Below are 894 nucleotides of genomic sequence, written 5' to 3' on the forward strand. Positions count from 1 at the left end.
CGATGGCGCGCTTACCATCGGTTCTCGGCGCCAGCAATAGTCCGCAGCATCGGACCAACTCGCGCGCTGGCCAAACATCTTTCGTTGGGGGTTTCAACGAAGCTAGAAAGAGCAGTGGATTCGCCAGTCTGCCTCTCGCTCGGGCGGCATTTGCACGCACGACCGCATGGATGGACCTCAGCCCGCAGCGGGCGATCGCGCGGCGCTCGCCGTCGTGAATTCTGCGAAGCGTCTTCGCAAACTACTTTATATTCTTTCGATCAGCGCATTATTTCTCAAACGGATGCCTCTTTTTTGGAGGAATTCTGCCCGAAGCCGCAGCTAAGCTGCATCTATGACATCGCAAGCTAAACCCTCTTTCGGCGTCGTGCTGCTCCCTGACGAAGCCCGGCCTTATATCGTAGCCGCTCGTCGGCTAGTGGATCGAGACGCTGTCGCGATAAGCTCAAACTGCGGCTTCTCTATTCGGCATCAGGCGGCTGTAGCCGCCTCGGTGAGAGTTCACGAAGTGATGCCGAGCCTACTCCTTATGCCGGCGTTGCCGTGGAAGCTGCCTGCACCCGCCAAAATCGCGGTTCTTACCTACGACTCGTCGCAGTGCGATGAGGATTTGCTCGGCGTCGATGACTTGGACACTCGCACGAGAATCGTGGTGGGCGGCATCGAAGGCGGCAAGTTTCTGGCATGACGAGCTAAGACATCCTGCGCCGGCGGTCGACATTGCCGCGATCGAGAGCGTCCGAAAGAAAGAAGAAGACGAATGCGTGAAGCCGTAATCATATCCTACGCACGCACCGGGCTGGCGAAGTCCGGTCGCGGCGGGTTCAACATCACCGCGCCGATGAGCCTTGCGGCCCACGCGATCAAGCATGCCGTCGAGCGCGCCGGTGTCGA

General features: G+C 59.2%; 1 protein-coding gene and 1 pseudogene. Both read left to right on the top strand.

Annotated elements, in window-relative coordinates:
• Window positions 1–511 precede the first annotated feature (511 nt).
• Window positions 512–688, top strand: a complete 177-nt coding sequence (locus AC0L2O_RS36220) for a hypothetical protein (protein ID WP_473373125.1) — start codon at window positions 512–514, stop codon at window positions 686–688.
• Window positions 689–760: 72 nt separating this feature from the next.
• Window positions 761–894 (top strand): annotated as a pseudogene (locus AC0L2O_RS36225) (acetyl-CoA C-acyltransferase); the annotation flags it as partial.

It is taken from the genome of Bradyrhizobium sp. Kon10, from assembly GCF_055807395.1.

Coding starts and splice junctions, on each gene's coding strand:
- AC0L2O_RS36220 (WP_473373125.1), top strand. CDS start 512: ATGCCGAGCCTACTCCTTATGCCGGCGTTGCCGTGGAAGCTGCCTGCA.